This window comes from Streptomyces sp. NPDC044002, from assembly GCF_056434525.1.
Genome location: NZ_JBWKEZ010000069.1, coordinates 12,535 through 30,995, shown reverse-complemented (window position 1 = coordinate 30,995; position 18,461 = coordinate 12,535). Strand labels below are relative to the sequence as shown.

17 protein-coding genes are annotated in these 18,461 nt (G+C 72.1%); 5 read left to right on the top strand and 12 right to left on the bottom strand.

What is annotated here, in order from left to right:
- Window positions 1-17 precede the first annotated feature (17 nt).
- Genes AC07A6_RS34450 through ureA form a run of 4 tightly spaced genes read right to left on the bottom strand, consistent with a single transcriptional unit; the run spans window position 18 to window position 3,910 of the window.
- Window positions 18-338, bottom strand: coding sequence for a helix-turn-helix domain-containing protein (locus tag AC07A6_RS34450; RefSeq protein ID WP_478779738.1), 321 nt, complete (start codon window positions 336-338; stop codon window positions 18-20).
- Between the two features lie 29 nt (window positions 339-367).
- Window positions 368-1,417, bottom strand: coding sequence for an agmatine deiminase family protein (locus AC07A6_RS34445; RefSeq protein WP_478779737.1), 1,050 nt, complete (start codon window positions 1,415-1,417; stop codon window positions 368-370).
- A gap of 34 nt (window positions 1,418-1,451) precedes the next feature.
- A complete protein-coding gene (locus tag AC07A6_RS34440; protein WP_478779745.1) occupies window positions 1,452-3,134 on the bottom strand; it encodes an urease subunit alpha in 1,683 nt (560 codons plus the stop codon).
- A 59-nt stretch (window positions 3,135-3,193) separates the two neighbouring features.
- Window positions 3,194-3,910, bottom strand: coding sequence for an urease subunit gamma (gene ureA / locus AC07A6_RS34435; RefSeq protein ID WP_478779736.1), 717 nt, complete (start codon window positions 3,908-3,910; stop codon window positions 3,194-3,196).
- 157 nt (window positions 3,911-4,067) lie between these two features.
- On the opposite strand from ureA, the gene AC07A6_RS34430 reads away from it, so the two are divergent.
- Together AC07A6_RS34430 and AC07A6_RS34425 are read left to right on the top strand one after the other, a co-directional pair.
- Window positions 4,068-5,498: a cytosine permease gene (locus AC07A6_RS34430; RefSeq protein WP_478779735.1), complete on the top strand. Its 1,431-nt coding sequence runs from the start codon at window positions 4,068-4,070 to the stop codon at window positions 5,496-5,498.
- Window positions 5,499-5,533: 35 nt separating this feature from the next.
- The gene (locus tag AC07A6_RS34425; protein WP_362462971.1) at window positions 5,534-5,686 is read left to right on the top strand and encodes a hypothetical protein; all 153 of its coding nucleotides are present in this window, start codon (window positions 5,534-5,536) and stop codon (window positions 5,684-5,686) included.
- 84 nt (window positions 5,687-5,770) lie between these two features.
- On the opposite strand, the gene AC07A6_RS34420 is transcribed toward AC07A6_RS34425, so the two are convergent.
- The 4 genes from AC07A6_RS34420 to AC07A6_RS34405 form a co-directional block, all read right to left on the bottom strand.
- On the bottom strand, window positions 5,771-6,856 hold the full coding sequence (locus AC07A6_RS34420; protein WP_362462968.1) for a branched-chain amino acid aminotransferase: 1,086 nt from the start codon (window positions 6,854-6,856) through the stop codon (window positions 5,771-5,773).
- A 225-nt stretch (window positions 6,857-7,081) separates the two neighbouring features.
- On the bottom strand, window positions 7,082-8,122 hold the full coding sequence (locus tag AC07A6_RS34415) for a 3-isopropylmalate dehydrogenase (RefSeq protein WP_362462965.1): 1,041 nt from the start codon (window positions 8,120-8,122) through the stop codon (window positions 7,082-7,084).
- Between the two features lie 128 nt (window positions 8,123-8,250).
- Window positions 8,251-8,382: a hypothetical protein gene (locus AC07A6_RS34410; RefSeq protein WP_277752153.1), complete on the bottom strand. Its 132-nt coding sequence runs from the start codon at window positions 8,380-8,382 to the stop codon at window positions 8,251-8,253.
- A 264-nt stretch (window positions 8,383-8,646) separates the two neighbouring features.
- Entirely contained in the window at window positions 8,647-9,531 is an 885-nt protein-coding gene (locus AC07A6_RS34405) for a LysR family transcriptional regulator (protein WP_362462961.1), read from the bottom strand.
- 99 nt (window positions 9,532-9,630) lie between these two features.
- On the opposite strand from AC07A6_RS34405, the gene AC07A6_RS34400 reads away from it, so the two are divergent.
- Window positions 9,631-10,644 carry an NADP-dependent oxidoreductase gene (locus AC07A6_RS34400; protein WP_478779734.1) on the top strand — a complete coding sequence of 338 codons (1,014 nt, stop codon included), beginning with the start codon at window positions 9,631-9,633 and terminating at the stop codon, window positions 10,642-10,644.
- A gap of 119 nt (window positions 10,645-10,763) precedes the next feature.
- Complete coding sequence (locus AC07A6_RS34395) at window positions 10,764-12,794, top strand: phosphocholine-specific phospholipase C (protein WP_478779733.1); 2,031 nt, start codon at window positions 10,764-10,766, stop codon at window positions 12,792-12,794.
- Window positions 12,795-12,967: 173 nt separating this feature from the next.
- Here AC07A6_RS34395 and AC07A6_RS34390 read toward each other — a convergent pair whose 3' ends face one another.
- The 4 genes from AC07A6_RS34390 to AC07A6_RS34375 form a co-directional block, all read right to left on the bottom strand.
- On the bottom strand, window positions 12,968-13,612 hold the full coding sequence (locus AC07A6_RS34390; protein ID WP_362466544.1) for an imidazolonepropionase-like domain-containing protein: 645 nt from the start codon (window positions 13,610-13,612) through the stop codon (window positions 12,968-12,970).
- Window positions 13,613-13,618: 6 nt separating this feature from the next.
- Entirely contained in the window at window positions 13,619-14,818 is a 1,200-nt protein-coding gene (mqnC, locus tag AC07A6_RS34385) for a cyclic dehypoxanthinyl futalosine synthase (protein ID WP_478779732.1), read from the bottom strand.
- Between the two features lie 85 nt (window positions 14,819-14,903).
- A complete protein-coding gene (locus tag AC07A6_RS34380; RefSeq protein ID WP_478779731.1) occupies window positions 14,904-16,838 on the bottom strand; it encodes a serine/threonine-protein kinase in 1,935 nt (644 codons plus the stop codon).
- Window positions 16,839-17,059: 221 nt separating this feature from the next.
- Window positions 17,060-17,923: a menaquinone biosynthetic enzyme MqnA/MqnD family protein gene (locus AC07A6_RS34375; RefSeq protein WP_478779730.1), complete on the bottom strand. Its 864-nt coding sequence runs from the start codon at window positions 17,921-17,923 to the stop codon at window positions 17,060-17,062.
- A gap of 236 nt (window positions 17,924-18,159) precedes the next feature.
- Between AC07A6_RS34375 and AC07A6_RS34370 the strand changes: the two genes are divergently transcribed.
- On the top strand, window positions 18,160-18,363 hold the full coding sequence (locus AC07A6_RS34370; RefSeq protein WP_007265804.1) for a cold-shock protein: 204 nt from the start codon (window positions 18,160-18,162) through the stop codon (window positions 18,361-18,363).
- Window positions 18,364-18,461 lie beyond the last annotated feature (98 nt).

The window sequence follows — 18,461 nt, the reverse complement described above, 5'->3', positions numbered from 1 at the left end:
AAGGGTTTTGGGGGGGGTCACGGGTTGCGCCAGGGAGGGGAGGGTTCGAGTAACGTTCGGGCACGCGCGGGCGCGGGGCGGAGGGGGCCAAGAGCCCCCCCCCCCTCGCCGCCCAGGGCCGCCTCGCTCCACTCCAGGGTCTGCAGCAGGAGCTCGTCCTTGCTGCCGAAGTAGTAGAGGAGGTGGCCGCTGCTCATGCCGACCTGGCGGCCCAGGCCGGCCATGGTCAGGCCCTCCAGCCCGCGCTCGGCGATCGTGGCCATGGCGGCGGCGAGTACGTCCTCGCGCGGGGGCGCGTTCTTGCGCGCCGCCCGTACCGGTGCTCCACCCGCCACCATGGTCACTCCTTCACGAGGTCCGCCTCGGGTCAGACCTTCGGCTGCTGCTGGGTGATGCAGTGGATACCGCCACCCCCGGCGAAAATCGTACGTGCGTCAACGAGCGTCACGGTCCGCTCGGGGAACAGTCCGCGGAAGATCTCGGCGGCCTCCTCGTCGCGCGGGTCGTCGAAGGAGCACAGCACCACGCCGCCGTTGCAGAGGTAGTGGTTGATGTACGAGTAGTCGACCCACTCGCCGTCCTCCTCCAGCACGGTCGGGGCGGGGACCTCCACGACCTCCAGGAGCCGGCCCTTGGCGTCGGTGGCGGCGCGCAGGATGGCGGCGATGGTCTTGCAGCGCTCGTGGTCCGGGTGGGCCGGGTCGGGCTGGGTGTGGACCATGACCACGCCGGGGCGGGCGAAGGCCGCGACGATGTCCACGTGGCCCTGGGTGCCGTAGGTGCCGTAGTCGCCGGCCAGGCCGTAGGGCAGCCAGATGGCCTTGGTGGTGCCGAGGTGGGCGTGGATCTCCTCCTCGACCTGCTGGCGGGTCCAGCCGGGGTTGCGGCCCTCGCCGAGCTGCACGGTGTCGGTGAGGAGCACGGTGCCCTCGCCGTCGACGTGGATGGCGCCGCCCTCGTTCACCAGGCGGGTGCTGTAGGTGCGGGTGCCGACCACGTCGGAGACGTGCCGGGCGATCTTCGAGTCGTGGTCCCAGCGGGCCCACTCCTGGGCGCCCCAGCCGTTGAAGGTCCAGTCGACGGCGGCCAGCTCGCCGGCGTCGTTGGTGACGAAGGTCGGGCCGATGTCGCGCATCCAGGCGTCGTCGAGCTCCTGCTCGACGAGCTGGACGTCGTCGCCGACGATCGCGCGGGCGCTCTCGGCGTCGCCCGGGGAGACGACGAGGGTCACCGGCTCGTAGGCGCGCACGGCGCGGGCGACGGCGCCCCAGGCCTGGCGGGCCTCGGCGAGCTCCTGCTCGTTGGTGAAGGTGGGGTTGGGGCTGGGCCAGGCCATCCAGGTGCGCTCGTGGGGGGTCCACTCGGCGGGCATCCGGAAGCCGTCGTTCACGGGCTTGGCGTCGGGCTGTGCAGTCATGGCGGGGTCCTAACGGGCTTGCAGGCTGTGCTGCTTACAGGAAGTACAGGCGGCTGAGTGAGACCGAGTCGGCCGCTTCGGAGCGCAGCGGTTCCCCGTCGAGGGAGACGAGTCCGCTGCGCGCGTCCACATCGACCGCGCCCACCCGGGAGTTGAGGAGCATGTCCTTGGGGCCGATGCCGCGGGTGCCGCGTACGGCGACGCGGCGGCGGCGGGTCGGCATCCCGTCGCCGCCCAGCGCCGCCGCGGCGGCGGAGACGAAGGCGACGGAGATGTCGGCGGCGGTGGCCCCGTACGCGCCGAACTGCGGGCCGAGGACGAGCGGTTCGCAGGTGTCGGTGGCGGCGTTGGGGTCGCCGGTGACTCCGTACGCCGGGAAGCCGGACTTCAGCACCAGCTGGGGCTTGGCGCCGAAGAACTGGGGGCGCCACAGGACGATGTCGGCGAGCTTGCCGGTCTCGATGGAGCCGATCTCGTGTGCCAGGCCGTGGGCGATGGCCGGGTTGATGGTCAGCTTGGCCATGTACCGCAGCACGCGGGCGTTGTCGTCACCCTCGCCGTCGCCCTCCAGGGGGCCGAGTTCGCCCTTCATCTTGGCGGCCATGGCGAAGGTGCGGCGGATGGTCTCGCCGGCCCGGCCCATGCCCTGGGCGTCGGAGGAGGTGATGCCGATGGCGCCCAGGTCGTGCAGGACGTCCTCGGCCCCCATCGTCCCGGCGCGGATCCGGTCACGGGCCATGGCCGCGTCGCCGGGGAGGTCGGGCTTGAGGTCGTGGACGGAGACGATCATGCCGTAGTGCTCGGCGACCGCGTCCCGGCCGAAGGGCAGGGTGGGGTTGGTGGAGGAGCCGATGACGTTCGGCACGCCCGCCATCTTCAGGACGTTGGGGACGTGTCCGCCGCCGCAGCCCTCGATGTGGAAGGCGTGGATGGTGCGGCCTTCCAGGACGCGCAGGGTGTCCTCGACCGAGAGGCACTCGTTCAGGCCGTCGGAGTGCAGGGCGACCTGTACGTCGTGCTCCTCGGCCACGCGCAGCGCGGTGTCCAGGGCCCGGGTGTGGGCGCCCATGTCCTCGTGCACCTTGAAGCCGCAGGCGCCGCCCTCGGCCAGGGCCTCCACCAGGGGAGCCGCGTCCGAGGAGGAGCCGCGCGCCAGGAAGCCGATGTTCACGGGCCAGGCGTCGAAGGCGTTGAAGGCGTGCTTCAGCGCCCAGGGGGAGTTGACCCCGACGCCCCAGACGGGGCCGAACTCCTGGCCGATGACGGTGGTGACACCGGCGGCGAGGGAGGCCTCCATGATGCGCGGGGAGAGCAGGTGGACGTGGGTGTCCACGGCGCCGGCGGTGGCGATCAGGCCCTCTCCGGAGACGATGCTCGTGCCGGTGCCGACGACCACGTCGACCCCGTCGAGGGTGTCCGGGTTGCCGGCCCGGCCGATCGCGTGGATGCGGCCCTCGCGGATGCCGATGGAGACCTTCCTGATGCCGAGGACGGCATCGATGACCAGGACGTTGCTGATCACGACGTCGCAGGTCTCGCGGACCGCGGCGCCCTTCAGGTGCAGGCCGTCGCGGGCGGTCTTGCCGAAGCCGGCCAGGAACTCGTCGCCGGGCTTCTGGGCGTCGTGCTCCACGCGCACGGTGAGCCCCGAGTCGCCGAGCCGGACCCGGTCCCCGGCGCGGGGGCCGAAGACGGAGGCGTACTCGTGCGGGTCGATGTGGCGGCTGCTGCCGGGGGCGCAGTGCGCGCTGTGGTCGTTGTGGGGGGTCTGACGGCTCACGCCCGGTCTCCCTTCGGATCCTCTTCGGTGGTGGCGGCGCCTAGGTAGCCGCATGCGGCGGCGCGGGCCAGGGCCTGCTCCTTGGCCCCGGGGGCGTCCAGCGGGCCGTCCACCAGGCCGGCGAAGCCGATGGCGATCCGGTCGCCGCCGATCGGGACCAGCCCCACCTCGCCCTCGCCGTGCGGGTCGAAGCGGACCGAGGAGCCGGCCGGCACGCACAGCCGCATGCCGTAGGCGGCGGCGCGGTCGAAGTCGAGCCGGGGGTTCGCCTCGAAGAAGTGGAAGTGGGAGGTGACGCTGACCGGTACGGGCGCGGTGTTGCGCACCCGCAGGTGCAGCTGCGGTTCGGGCTGCGGCGCGCCGGGTCCGGGGAGGACCGCGCCGGGGGCGTCGGCGCCGAGGGAGACGGCGCCCTGGATGGGCGAGGAGACCACCGCGAGGCGGGACCCGTCGTCGAAGACGGCCTCCACGTGCACCTCGGTGACCACGTCGGCGACGCCGGGCAGTACGTCGTGGGGGCCCAGGACGTTCCGGGCTTCCTCGATGGCCTCGGCCAGCCGCTTGCCGTCGCGCGCGGCCTCGCAGACCGTGTCCGCGATCAGCGCGGTGGCTTCGGGGACGTTGAGCCGCAGGCCCCGGGCCCGACGGGCCCTGGCCAGTTCCGCGGCGCTGCGCAGCAGCAGGCGGTCGCGCTCCGTAGGTGTCAGCCGCACGCCGATCCACCACCTTTTGACTCGATGGGTTAGAGCATCACTCTAACTCTTCATTTCCTCGCAATGAAGCATTGACCTGGGACCAGGGCTCAGGTCACATTGAATGACGCTCAAACGAATGCGCAACCACCCCCCGCCCTGCCAAGGGAGTCCCCCCATGCCCATCGAACAGCGCGGAGTCGACACCATCCCGGAGGAGGAGAGGACGAGCGGTCCCCGTGACCTGATCTCGATCCTCCTCGGCTCCAACCTCTGCCTCGGCGTGATCGTCTTCGGCTGGCTGCCCCCGTCCTTCGGGCTCGGGCTGGTGCCCTCCGTCACCGCCATCGTGACCGGCACCCTGGTCGGCATAGCCTTCACCGCGCCGCTCGCCCTGGTGTCGCTGCGGACCGCGACCAACCTGTCCACCTCCAGCGGCGCCCAGTTCGGCGTACGGGGGCGGCTGGTCGGCTCCGTGGTCGGCCTGCTGCTCTCCCTCGGCTACACCGCGCTCACCCTGTGGATCGGCGGCGACGTGATGGCCGGGACCCTGTCCCGGCTCACCGGGCTGCCCGACACCGGTCTCACCCGGGCCGTGATGTACGGCGTGCTCGCCGCGTGCACCGTCGTCGGAGCCGTCTTCGGCTACCGGCTGCTGCTGCGCATGAGCAAGGTGCTGTCCATCGCCATGGTGGTCCTGCTGGCCGTCGGCGTCGTCGCGTACGCCCCCCACTTCACCGCCGCCGCCCCGCCGGACACGGAGTACCTGCTCGGCTCCTTCTGGCCGACCTGGCTGCTGGCCGCCGTCGCCGCCGGGCTCAGCGGGCCCGTCGCGTTCATCACCCTGCTCGGCGACTACACCCGCTACATCTCCCCGCGCCGCCACGGCTCCCGCAAGGTCTTCTGGGCCACCTGCCTCGGGCTGCTGTTCGGCCTGCTGGTGCCGCAGCTGTTCGGCACCTACACCGCCCTCGCCGCCCGCGCCGGGGCCGACTACGCCGGGCCGCTCGTGGCGGCCGCGCCCTTCTGGTACCTCGTCCCGCTGCTGGTGGCCGCCGCGGCCGGCTCGGTCGGCAACGCCGGGCTGATGCTCTACTCCATGGGCCTGGACCTGGACGCCATCATCCCCAGGGCCACCCGCACGAAGGCCACCGTGATCGCCGCCGCCGTGGCCACCGCGTTCGTCTTCTTCGGCTCCTTCGAGTGGGACGTGCAGTCCGCGATGACCTCCTTCGTCCTGCTGCTCACCGCGGTCGGCACCCCGTGGGCCGTGATCACCCTGATCGGCTTCGTGCGCTGCCGCGGGGTCTACGACGCGGACGCCCTCCAGGTGTTCAACCGCCGGGCCCGCGGTGGCGTCTACTGGTACAGCGGCGGCTGGAACCTCCGCGCCACCGCCTCCTGGGCGGCGGGCGCGGTCGTGGGCCTGGCGGCCGTGTCGACCCCGGTGTACGAGGGCCCTCTGCTGGCGCTCACCGGCGGGGTGGACTGTAGTTTCATCCTGTCGGGGCTGGTCGGGGGCGCGGTGTACGCCGCGCTGACCGTCCGGCCGCAGGCGGCACCGGCCGCCGCACCGGCGGCGGAAGCAGTGATGGCGGCGGCCGACTAGGACAGGGGCCGCCGCGTACGACACGGGGAGGCGTCGTGGAAGAGCTCGCATACGTGGCGACGAGGATCGTCAAGGGGATGGCCGGCCTGGCCTACCTGATCGGCGACGGCCTGTCGGCCATGACCGGCTCGGAGGGCCAGTTCGAGCGCAGCAGCAAGAAGGACGACAAGAAGGACGAGGAGCGCTGACCACGCTCCTCCCCCGTCCCACCGCAAGACCGAAGGCCCCCGCGCAGCAGCGCGGGGGCCTTCGGGCGTCTCGGGGACACGCCCCTAGCCGAGCGGGTGCATCCAGCCGTGGGTGTCGGCGGTGTGGCCGGTCTGGAGGTCCAGGAGCGCCTTGCGGAGCTTCATGGTGACCTCGCCGGGCTGCCCGTCGCCCTGGGTCCAGTTGGCGCGCTCGGACTTGACGGAGCCGACCGGGGTGATGACGGCGGCGGTACCGCAGGCGAACACCTCGGTGAGGGTGCCGTTCTCGTTGTCGCGCTTCCAGTCCTCGGTGGTGATCCGGCCCTCCTCGGCGGTATAGCCGAGGTCGCGGGCGATGGTGAGGAGGGAGTCGCGGGTGATGCCGGGGAGGAGCGAGCCGGTCAGCTCCGGGGTGACGATGCGGTCGCCGTACACGAAGTACAGGTTCATGCCGCCCATCTCCTCGATCCAGCGGTGCTCGACGGCGTCCAGCCAGACGACCTGGTCGCAGCCGTGCGAGGCGGCCTGGGCCTGGGCGACGAGGGAGGCCGCGTAGTTGCCGCCGGTCTTGGCGGCGCCGGTGCCGCCCTTGACGGCGCGGACGTACTCCTCGGAGAGCCAGACGGAGACGGGCTTGACGCCACCGGGGAAGTACGCGCCGGCGGGCGAGGCGATGACCATGAAGAGGAACTCGTTGGCCGGGCGGACGCCCAGGCCGACCTCGGACGCGAACATGAACGGGCGCAGGTACAGGGAGGCCTCGCCGGAGTCCGGCACCCAGGCGCGGTCCTGCTTGATCAGGGCGTCGCAGGCCTCGATGAAGAGGTCGGCCGGCAGCTCCGGCATCGCCATGCGGCGGGCGGAGGCCTGGAAGCGCTCGGCATTGGCGCGCGGGCGGAAGGTGGCGACGGTGCCGTCGGGCTGGCGGTAGGCCTTGAGGCCCTCGAAGATCGTCTGCGCGTAGTGCAGGGTCATGTTCGCGGGGTCGATCGACAGCGGGGCGTACGGGACCAGCTCGGCGTCGTGCCAGCCGCGGCCCTCGGTCCACTTGATCGTCACCATGTGATCGGTGAAGTGGCGGCCGAAGCCGGGGCTGGCCAGGATCGCCTCGCGCTCCGCGTCGGACAGCGGGTTCGAGGAGGGCTTGAGCTCGATCGTGGGCGTCGTCATGAGTGCTTGTCCTTCACCGGTTGGGTATGGCGGACCGCGCTCATGCGTACTAGGACGTCCGAGCTTCCCCGTATTCCGCGGCCTCGCGTTCGATTATCGCGCGCGGGCAGGCTTCGGAGAAACGGGGCTTTAGCGGCCCAGGGGAGATGGTGGCACCGGGGGCCGCGCAGGAGAAGCCGCCAGGTCCCTTTGTGACCTGGCGGCTTCCTGGGTGGAACGGCCGGGTCAGCCGGCTACTCGCGCGGCGAGGGCGTCGCCGATCGCGTCGGTGGAGCGGAAGGTGCCGTCGCGCTCGGCCAGGTCGGCCGAGACGGCGTCCTCGATGCGGACGGCCTGGGCCTCGTAGCCGAGGTGGCGCAGCAGGAGGGCGACCGAGAGGATCGTCGCGGTCGGGTCGGCCTTGCCGGTGCCCGCGATGTCGGGGGCCGAGCCGTGCACGGGCTCGAACATGGACGGGAAGGCGCCGGTCGGGTTGATGTTCCCGGAAGCGGCCAGGCCGATACCGCCGGTCACGGCCGCGGCCAGGTCGGTGAGGATGTCGCCGAAGAGGTTGTCGGTGACGATGACGTCGAAGCGCTCGGGCTGGGTGACGAAGAAGATCGTCGCGGCGTCGACGTGCAGGTAGTCGGTGGTGACCTCGGGGTACTCCTGGCCGACCTTGTCGAAGATGTTCTTCCACATGTGGCCCGCGTACACGAGGACGTTGTTCTTGTGGACGAGCGTCAGCTTCTTGCGGGGGCGGGCGTTGGCCCGCTCGTACGCGTCGCGCACGACGCGCTCCACACCGTAGGCCGTGTTGACGCTGACCTCGGTGGCGACCTCGGCGGGGGTGCCGGTGCGCAGGCTGCCGCCGTTGCCCGTGTACGGGCCCTCGGTGCCCTCGCGGACCACGACGAAGTCGATCTCCGGACGGCCGGCGAGCGGGGTGGCTGTGTTCGGGAACAGCTTCGAGGGGCGCAGGTTGATGAAGTGGTCGAAGGCGAAGCGGAGCTTCAGCAGCAAGCCGCGCTCCAGCACGCCCGACGGGACCGACGGGTCGCCGATGGCGCCCAGCAGGATCGCGTCGTGGTGCTTGAGGGCCTCCAGCTCCGCGTCCGGGAGGGTCTCACCGGTGCGGTGCCAGCGCTGGGCGCCGAGGTCGTACTCCTTGGTCTCCAGCTTCACATCCTGGGGCAGGACCGCGGTAAGGACCTTGAGGCCCTGAGCCACGACTTCCTGGCCGATGCCATCACCGGGGATCACTGCGAGATTGATGCTGGTCGACATGTCGGAACCGTACTCCGTGTCCCAGCCCTCAGACATATCGCGTCCAGCATTTGGACCAACGGAGGTCGGTCGCGGACGCGGTGCGCCGGGTGCGGGCGGGCTGGGCGGCGGAGCTGCCGGGAGGCCGGTCAGTGGCCGGTCGAGCCGCCGTTGTCGCGGCGGTCCAGGGCGCGCTGGAGGGCGGCGGCGGCGTTCTTGCGGTCGGCGTCGGCCGGGGAGGTGTGGCGGACGCGGCGGGCTGCGGCGGTGGTGGGGGTCATGGTGATCGACTCCTTGGGATCACGGCGTGGCGGGGCCACGGATGAGGGGTGTTCCTTCAAGGCGCCGGAAGAGGCGGGGGGCTGCACGCCGCAGGGGTTGCCTGCCAGTGGGCGCGCGCCCTCGACCGCCATTCGCCGGATCAGCGAGACGTTCGGCTCCTACAAAGCTAGGGCAGGTCCGGCTGTATGTCTCCGCAATTACTCGGACTTCCTAGTATCTGAGATGGGAAACCCCCCGAAGGGAGCCTTCCGCAGGTTCCGTTTTCAGGCCTTCTCAGCCCTGAGTTCCCTGATCAGAGCCCTGACGGCGAGAGTCGAAGCCAATTCCGTCGTGGTGACGTATCCCACCTGCCTCACCGGCCTCCGGGGCCCCAGGGCGGTGATCTCGACGGTGTCCGGGGCCTCCCGCAGCGACAGCTCCGGCATGATCGCCATGCCCAGCCCCCGGCCGACCATCGTCAGCACCATGGCGTCGTCCTCCGCCTTCACGGTCGCCCGCGGGATCCAGTCCTGGGACCGCCACCACGCCCGGGTGTAGGAGCCGCAGTTCTCGTCCCAGTCCAGCAGCGGCAGCGCCTTGGGGTCCGGGTGCCCGGCCGGGTGCACCAGGGCGTACGCCTCCTCCGCGAGCACCCCGGTCAGCAGCCCCGGCGGTACGTCCTCCCGCGCGCCCAGCGTCGCGATGCCCAGGTCCGCCCGGCCCGCGGCCACCTCCCCCGCCGTGCCGGCGCCGATCTCGCGCACCACCCTGACCTCGGGCCGGATGCCGGGGTGCAGGGCGGCGAGCCGCTCCAGCGCGGGCGGCAGCAGGTGCAGGGCCGCACTGCGGAAGGCCGCCACGCGCAGCACCCCCTCCACCGCCTCCCGCCCGGCGGGGGCCCGGGCCGCGCCGCGCGCCTCCGCGCCCAGCACCTCGTACAGCCGCAGGATGCGCCGGCCCAGCGCGACGGCCCGCTCGCCGGCCGGGGTGGGCGAGGCCCCGCTGCGGCCGCGCTCGAAGAGCACCGCGCCGACCTTGCCCTCGCTGCCGCGCACCGAGTGCGAGACCGCCGACTGGCTGACGCCCAGCACGGCGGCCGCGGCGGAGAACCCGCCCGTGTCGGCGACGGCGACCAGGACCCGGAGTTCCTGCGGGGCGAGCTCGGCCACTGGTTCCCACCTCGGTGTATGAGCAGCGTTCATGGATGTGCGGCTTCCATGAGGGCAACCCCCTGCCCGGCCGCGGGATTCCTTCCTAGGTTCATGGCCATGAGCACCGACACGGCCCACTTCGTCCACCAGATCGCCCGCCCGACCGGCTTCCCGGTCGCCTCCGACTTCGCGTACACCTCCTCCCCCGTCCCCGAACCCGCCCCCGGCACCGCCCTGGTGGAGAACCTGCTGCTGTCGGTGGACCCGTACCACCGCGGGCTGATGGACGGCGGCGAGGGCGGCTTCGAGCTGAACGCCCCGTTGGAGGGACGCACGGTGGGCCGGGTGACCTCCTCCCGCGACCCGGGGCTGAAGGAGGGCGACCTGGTCTTCCACCGCGCGGGCTGGCGCACCCACGCCCTGGTCACCCTGGGCGTGGACGGCACCCGCAAGCTGCGGGGCCACGAGGGCGTCCCGCTGGAGGCGTACCTCTCCATCCTGGGCGGCACCGGCCTGACCGCCTACGCCGCCCTCACCCGGACCGCCGCCCTGCGCGAGGGCGAGGACGTCTTCGTCTCCGCCGCCGCCGGCGGGGTCGGCACCGCCACCGGTCACATCGCCCGGCTGCTCGGCGCCCGCCGGATCATCGGCAGCGCCGGCTCGGCGGCCAAGGTCGCCCACCTCACCGGGGCCCTCGGCTTCGACGCCGCCTTCGACTACCACGACGGGCCCGTCGGCGAGCAGCTGGCGCAGGCCGCACCGGACGGCATCGACGTGTACGTGGACAACGTGGGCGGGGACCACCTGGAGGGCGCGATCGACTCCCTGCGCGAGTACGGCCGGATCGCCTGGGTCGGCGCGATCTCGATGTACAACGCGGACCGCGCCCCCGCCGCGCCCCGCAACCTCTTCGAGGTCGTCCACAAGTCGCTGCGCCTGGAAGGCGTATTGGTCCGGAACCACACCAATCTCCAGGACGAGCTGGAGGACTTCCTCGTCCCCCACCTGCGCAGCGGCCGGATCGGCACCGACACCACCGTTGTCCAGGGATTCGACCGCACGGTGGAGGCCTTCCTGGGCATGCTCCACGGCGAGAACACGGGCAAGATGCTCGTGCGGACCGGGAGCTGATTCCGGCCATCCGGATGTTCACCGACTTCTTACTGCACGGATGTAGACCTTTGCGGCGGCTGCCGCCACCCTTGCCGTCAATGTGCCAGAGGGGCACTTGAGTTGGAGGCGAGAAGCCAGTGACACCCATCAGCCGCAGGGGTTTCGTGGGGATCGGCGCCGGGCTCGTGGCGGGAGCGGCCCTGCCCACCGCCCTGCCGGGGACGGCGGCGGCCGCCGCCGCGATGGGCACGATCACCGATGTGAAGCACGTGGTCGTCCTGATGCAGGAGAACCGCAGCTTCGACCACTACTTCGGCAGGCTGAAGGGCGTACGCGGCTTCGGCGACCGCGCCGCCGGCAACATCCCCGGCGGCTGGGGCACCTTCAACCAGCCGAACTGGGGCGGCCGCCAGTACCCGTGGAAGCTGTCCGCCACCCCCTCGGCCGGCGGGGCCGACGGCCAGACCCTGGCCCAGTGCACCGGAGACCTCCCGCACAGCTGGACCTCGCAGCACGCCGCCTGGAACAACGGGCGCATGGACAACTGGGTCGCCGGCGTCGGCAAGACCCACACCCTCGGCTACCTGGAGCGGGGCGACATCCCCTTCCACTACGGCCTCGCCGACAACTACACCGTCTGCGACGCCTACTTCTGCTCCGCCCTCAGCGCCACCGGCCCCAACCGCACCTTCCTGTGGAGCGGCAAGGTCGACGCGGGCAGCAAGGACGGCGGCGAGGAGTCCGGGCTGACCTGGGAGTCGTACGCGGAGGCCCTCCAGCGGGCCGGTATGACCTGGAAGGTCTACCAGAACGCCCAGGACAACTACGGGGACAACGGCCTCGCCTACTTCAAGAAGTTCACCGACGCCCGGCCCGGCGACCCGCTGTGGGACCGGGGCATGGCCTCGGTCCCCAAGGTCACCGGCTCCACCCCCGACGACATCGCCGCCGCGATCCGCGCGGACGTGGTCGCCGGGACCCTGCCCCAGGTGTCCTGGGTGGTGGCGAACGAGGCCTTCTCCGAGCACCCCTACGCCCCGCCCGGCGACGGCGCGCACTTCGTCGACCTGGTCTACCGCGCGCTCGCCGCGAACCCGGAGGTCTTCGACTCCACCGTCCTCTTCCTCAACTACGACGAGAACGACGGCTTCTTCGACCATGTACCGCCGCCGGTGGCCCCGCCCGGCACCCCGGACGAGTACATCGACGGCGTCCCGATCGGGCTCGGCTTCCGCGTCCCCATGCTGGTGATGTCCCCGTGGACGCGCGGCGGCTGGGTCAGCTCCGAGGTCTTCGACCACACCTCGGTGCTGCGCTTCATGGAGACGTGGACGACCGCGATCGGCACGCCCGCCCTCTGCCCCAACATCAGCGCCTGGCGCCGCAAGGTGACCGGCGACCTGACGGGCGTCTTCGACTTCGCGCACCCGGTGTACGGGGTCCCGGCGGGCCTGCCGTCCACGGCGAAGGTCATCGGCCAGTCCACCTGCGGCCCGCTGCCCAACCCGGTGCCTCAGAACAACGCCCAGCCGGCACAGGAGCCCGGCACGCGCCCGGCGCGGGCCCTCCCGTACCAGGTGAACGGCAACCTGGACCGCTTCGAGTTCGGGCCGATGGGCAAGATCCTGGCCTGGTTCTCGATGACCAACCAGGGCCCGCAGGCGAAGCGGGCGGCGCACTTCTCGATCCACCCGCACCAGTACCGGGACACGGCCGCCTGGCAGTACACGGTCGAGCCGGGCGCCACCTCCACGGACTGGTTCTCCATCGGCCTGGGCTCCGGCTCGGGCAAGTACGACATCTCGATGTACGGCCCGAACCGCTTCCTGCGCCGCTTCATCGGCGACGCCACGAAGCCGGGCAAGGACCTGGAGGTCGCGGCGCGCTACGCGGTGGAGTCCGGCACCGGCAAGATGGCCGTCTGGTTCAAGATGACCAACGCCTCCGGCTCCCCCGTCACCTTCACCATCCGCTCCAACGCCTACCGCACGGACGGCCCCTGGACCTACACCGTCCCGGCGAACTCCTCCCGCGAGGACTTCTTCAACGCGGTTGCGTACAGCAAGGGCTGGTACGACTTCACGGTCCTGGCCGACGCCGACGGCACCTGGTCGCGGCGCTACACGGGCCACATCGAGACGGGCGCCGCGAGCGTCTCCGGCTCCTAGGGGGTGTCCGCAAAGTCTCGCCTGCCCCGCGACGCCCGGCACGCGCTCTCGCCGCACCGGGCGAAAGACCGAGTACGTCCAGTACGAGGTCTTCCGCCCGGCACGCCGAGAGCACGCACCGGACGCCGCGGGGCCCGCCCTCCGGGCGGACGGCGCCACTTTGCGGACACCCCCTAGCGGCGCCGGTGCAGCAGCCGGCCCGCGATGACCGTGGCCACGCACGTCGTCGCGCCGCGCTCCAGCAGGTCGGCCTCGTCCGCCACCGCGAAGACCGCGAACCGGGCCGCCGCGCCCGCCTCCAGCACCCCGTGGAAGGCCTCCCCGGCCGACTCCCGCCCCGCGAGCGGGTCCAGGGCGGGCGCGCCCTCGTACGGGGCGGGCGGCACCACGGCCAGGCCCGAGCGGGTCACCGCCGTGCGGACGGAGGCGATCGTGAAGCGGCCCGCGACCGCCACCACCCCGCGCGCGAGCAGCTTCTGCGTGCCCCGCCGGGCGCTGTTGCCCCAGCGGGACTCGGTCATCTTCAGCGCGTCCAGCGCCTCGGCCCCGGTGATCGGGCCGGCACCGAGCTCGGTGACCTCGTACGGGTCGTCCGGGTAGTACGTGCGCTCCAGCAGCTCGTCGGCCCCGCGCGCGAGCAGCCCCGGGGTCAGCAGCCCGGGCCAGCGGCGGACCCGGGCGTGCGGCGCGGCCGCGGCGAGCTCCTCGTAGGGGCCCGTGCGCACGATCCGGTCGCCCTCGACCAGGACCGCGCCGCCCTCCAGCGGTGCGGCCCCCGGTCCGGTGACGAGGAGGTCGGCGGTGTGCAGCGTCAGCATCGGGCGTCAGTTCGTGGAGATGAGCTTCAGCTCGGGGTGCGCGGTGCCCCCCTCGATGGCGGTCGAGGAGATGTGCGAGACCACGCGGTCGTCGACGGGGTCGTTCGCCGGGTCCTCGTGCACCAGGAGGTGCTCGTACGTGGTCGCGCGCTGCGCGGGGACGCGGCCGGCCTTGCGGATCAGGTCGATAATCTCCTGGCGGTTCGAGCGGTGCTTGGCACCGGCCGAGGAGACCACGTTCTCCTCCAGCATGATCGAACCGAGGTCGTCGGCGCCGTAGTGCAGCGAGAGCTGGCCCGCCTCCTTGCCGACGGTGAGCCAGGAGCCCTGGATGTGGGCGATGTTGTCGAGGAAGAGCCGCGCGATCGCGATCATGCGCAGGTACTCGAAGACGGTCGCCTGGGTGCGGCCCTTGAGGTGGTTGTTCTCGGGCTGGTACGTGTACGGGATGAACGCGCGGAAGCCGCCGGTGCGGTCCTGCGTGTCCCGGATCATCGCGATGTGCTCGATGCGCTCGGCGTTGGTCTCGCCGGTGCCCATCAGCATGGTGGAGGTGGACTCCACGCCCAGCTTGTGGGCGATCTCCATGATCTCCAGCCAGCGCTCGCCGGACTCCTTCAGCGGGGCGATCGCCTTGCGCGGGCGCTCCGGGAGCAGCTCGGCGCCGGCGCCGGCGAAGGAGTCGAGGCCGGCGGCGTGGATCCGCTTGATGGCCTCTTCGGCGGAGACGCCGGAGATGCGGGCCATGTGGTCGACCTCGGACGCGCCGAGGGAGTGGATGACCAGCTGCGGGAAGTCCTTCTTGATCGCCGAGAAGTGGTGCTCGTAGTACTCGACGCCGTAGTCGGGGTGGTGCCCGCCCTGGAACATGATCTGGGTGCCGCCCAGCTCGACGGTCTCCGCGCAGCGGCGCAGGATGTCGTCGAGGTCGCGGGACCAGCCCTTCTTCGTGTCCTTGGGGGCCGCGTAGAAGGCGCAGAACTTGCACGCCGTCACACACACGTTGGTGTAGTTGATGTTGCGCTCGATGATGTACGTCGCGATGTGCTCCGTACCGGCGTAGCGGCGGCGGCGCACGGCGTCGGCGGCCTGGCCGAGCGCGTGCAGCGGGGCGTGCCGGTAGAGGTCGAGGGCCTCTTCCTTGGTGATCCGGCCCCCTGCGGCGGCGCGGTCGAGGACGGACTGGAGTGCGGCCAGGTCGGTCACCGGTGGATCACCTTTCGGCGGTGTGTCAAGGGTCCGGACCGATCCAGCCTACGCCAGGGCCCGCGCGCCCCCGTCAGGGCGGGGGTCACGGGCTGCGCGTGAGGTCTCCTTCGGGGTTCCCGGCGCCCCTGTCGCCCGACTTGTAGTGCAGGGAGCCGCCGGTGTTGAGGGTGAAGCGCTCGTTGGCGGAGCCGCCGGCGCAGATGCCCGGGTGCGGGTTGGGCCCGCCGGCCGTGTCCAGGACCAGGGAGCGGTCGGTGGCGGAGGCGAGCTTCCAGTCGCCGCTGCAGTCGGTGCCGAAGACCGGCAGGATCGACTTGTCCCGGCCCACGACCTCGCCGACCTTGCCCGCCTTGATGGTGATCTCGAACTCGCTGGTCGCGCCGACGTTGGTGGTGACGGTGCCCTTCCAGGTGCCGACGAGGTCCTTCGGCACGTCGCCCCGGGTCCCGCGGGGCGGGGCCTCGGACGACCCGGAGGACGACCCGGAGGAGGAGGCGGAGGGGGACGCGGACGGCGCGCCGGAGGCCGGTGCGGAGCCGGCCGGGGCCGGGGTGACCTGCTGGTCGTGGCCGCCCGAGGCGGACTCCCGCTCCTTCCCCTGGCCCGGCAGCAGGTCCAGCGCGTACAGCCCGCCGGACGTCAGCGCCAGCACGGCGGCGCACGCGCCGAGCACCAGGGTGCAGCTGAAGCGGCGCCCGGCGGCGGTGACGGTGACCCCGCGGCCGGCCGCCGTGTCACCGGGGGCGGCCATGGCCCGGCCGGCCGTCTCGGTGGGGGCTCCGTACACCCCGCCGGCGGGGTACCCGCCCGTGCCGGAGGAGCCGTACGGGCCGGCCGCGGCGGGGTGGGCGGGGCCGCCCGACTGCGCGGCGGAGCCGTAGGAGGGGTCGGGCGTACCGAAGCCGACCCTGGCCGGCCCCCCGAAGGAGCCGTCCGTGAACGGCACCGGCCCGGAACCGGACGCCGGCCCGGACCCGGAGGCGTGGCCGGACGCCGGCCCGGACCCGGAGGCGTGCCCGGACCACGCGCCGGCCGCGGAGTCGGCCGCCGTGGCGGGTCCGCCCGCGTGGCCCGGTCCGGCCGGCGCCCCGGGAGCTCCCGCGCCGTACCCGTGGCCGCCCTCGGAGGAATCGGCGTCCAGGTCCAGCAGGGCCACCGCCGCGCGGCTCGCCTCCTCGACCAGCGGGGCCGGGAGCCAGCCCGGGGCGCCCAGGGCGCCGCCCAGGGCCGCCGCGAGCGCCTCTGGGGCGGGGCGGTCGGCGGCGGCCTTGGCCAGGCAGGAGCCGATCAGCTCGCGCAGCTCCCCGGAGGGGATGCCGTCGAGCTCCGGCGGCTCGTGGACCACCTTGTAGAGCAGGGTCGCGGAGTTGTCCCCGCTGAAGGGCGGCCGGCCGGTCGCCGTGAAGGCCATGACGGCGCCCAGGGAGAACACGTCCGAGGCGCCGGTGACGCCCTTGCCGAGGATCTGCTCCGGGGACATGTAGCCGGGCGAGCCGATGGAGACGCCGGTGGAGGTCAGCGAGGCGGTGCCGTCCGTGGCCCGGGCGATCCCGAAGTCGATCAGCCGGGGCCCGTCCAGGGTGAGCATCACGTTGGAGGGCTTCACGTCCCGGTGTACGAGGCCCAGCCCGTGCACCGCCACCAGCGCGCGGGCCAGCCCCGCGCCGACCGCCCGTACCGAGGCCTCGGGCAGCGGCCCGTGCCCGGCCACCGCCCGGTCCAGGGAGGGGCCCGCCACGTACCCGGTCGCCACCCACGGCACGGGCGCATCCGGGTCGGCGTCCAGCACGGGCGCGGTCCACTCCCCGCCGACCCGCCGGGCGGCCTCCACCTCGCGGCGGAAGCGGGCGCGGAACTCCGTGTCGGAGGCGAAGTGCGGGTGCACGATCTTGACGGCGACCGTCCGGCCGCCGGCGCTGCGCCCCAGATAGACCCGGCCCATACCGCCCGCGCCCAGCCGGCCGAGCAGCCGGTAGGCGCCGACGGTGCGAGGCTCGCCGGCTTCGAGCGGCTGCATCGCGTCCCCCGTCCCCCGAGATCGTTGTTCGCGTTCGTGCGAACAGACAGCACCTTAGGGGGTGACGGGGGCGCGTTCCCGCCGAATAGCTTCCGCTTCCCCCGCCGCCCTTCGCATTCGCCTCCGGGAGACGTGAATACGAAAGGGGAACGAATTCCCGGCAAACGGAACATTCCCGGGAGTGAACGGAGAGAAGCGGAAGATCGGCGGGGATATCGCGATCAGTGATCCGGCGCGGCGGCCTTCAGCAGCTCGACGGTGACATCGGCGTCGTAGCCGGTGTCCGCCCCGGTCCGGCGCGCGAATTCCCGTACGCCGGCCAGTTGGTCGGGGCCGAAGCGGAAGTCGAGCGTGGTGAAGTAGCGCTGGAGCAGCTCGGCGTCGAAGGCCTCCCAGCGGGCGGCCTGCTCGGAGACCTTGACGACCTCCTCCAGGGAGACGTCCCGGGAGGCGAGGAAGGCCTCGTGGACCTCCCGCACGAGCACGGGCTCGCGCTCCAGGTATTCCTTGCGGGCGGCCCAGACGGCGAAGACGAACGGCAGCCCCGTCCACTCCTTCCACATCTCGCCGAGGTCGTGCACGGCCAGCCCGAGCCGGGGCGCGTCGTGCAGCGAGGCGCGCAGCGCGGCGTCGCCGATCAGTACCGCCGCGTCGGCCTCCTGCATCATCAGCCCCAGGTCAGGGGGGCAGGTGTAGTAGTCGGGGCGGACTCCGTACTGCTCGGCGAGCAGCAGCTGGGCCAGGCGTACGGAGGTGCGGGAGGTCGAGCCGAGGGCGACGCGGGCGCCGTCCAGCTGCTCCAGCGGGACCTGCGAGACGATCACGCAGGACATGACCGGTCCGTCGCAGCCGACCGCCAGGTCGGGGAAGGCGACGAGCTCGTCGGCGTTGCGGAGGAACTCCACGAGGGTGACGGGGGCGATGTCGAGGTCGCCCTCGATGAGCCGCTCGCTCAGCTTCTCGGGGGTGTCCTTGGTCAGCTCCATGTCCAGCAGCGTGCCGGTTCGGGCCAGCCCCCAGTAGAGGGGCAGGCAGTTCAGGAACTGGATGTGGCCGACGCGGGGCCGGCTGCGATAGACGTCCACATCGCGAGACTAGCCGCGGTTCTCCGTCAGCGATCGAGCGGGTCTCAAACGTCCGGGTGACGTGATCTTTCCCTCTGGTCTCGGCCCGAGGGTGCGTGCTAGGCTCGACGCAAGTTGCAGTTTGGTTTCCCTTGCAGTACGAGGCCTGCGGAGCATGTAACCCGCAGGCTTTTGTAGTTTTCAGACTTCTTAGCAGGTTCTGGAGCAGGGCGACCCTTTGGCCCATAGGAGGGCTCATGGCTACCGGAACCGTGAAGTGGTTCAACGCTGAAAAGGGCTTCGGCTTCATCGCCCAGGACGGCGGCGGCCCGGATGTCTTCGTCCACTACTCCGCGATCAACGCCTCTGGCTTCCGCTCCCTCGAGGAGAACCAGCAGGTCAACTTCGACGTCACGCAGGGCCCGAAGGGTCCGCAGGCGGAGAACGTCACCCCGGCCTAGTCGCCAGGCCGACCGGATCGCGGTCGGATTTGCAGTACCCAAGGAGCCCTGCCTCCTCCGTGCGAGCGGAGGCGGCGGGGCTCCTGCCTTTTTCCCGC